This window comes from Bradyrhizobium sp. Kon56 (genome assembly GCF_055807635.1).
This window is the reverse complement of the sequence record NZ_JBVVOU010000598.1, coordinates 1-240: the sequence shown is the minus strand read 5'-3', so window position 1 is coordinate 240 and position 240 is coordinate 1. Positions and strand designations below refer to the sequence as shown.

Annotated in this window: 1 pseudogene; it reads right to left on the bottom strand. The window is 52.5% G+C overall.

Features of this window, described 5'->3' with window-relative positions:
• Positions 1-209 (bottom strand): annotated as a pseudogene (locus tag AC0L3B_RS40200) (D-amino acid dehydrogenase); the annotation flags it as partial.
• Positions 210-240: the final 31 nt, after the last annotated feature.

Genomic DNA, 240 nt, shown 5'->3' with positions numbered 1-240 from the left:
CCCACCAGTTTATCGGCGACAGGTTTGAGTGCGGGCTCAAGCTGTGCGACACGTGCTGCGGATACTACTTCAATGTTCAATCCGGCTTGCTCCAGGACGCGCATCTGGCGCAAGCCTTCTTCCATCGAATGTTGCGTCCGATAGACATAAAGAAGACCTTTGTCGACGTGATGGAACTGGATTTGGGTATCGTTCACCACCTCTTTCATGACCTCCTGAGAATAGGACGCCAATCTCAGG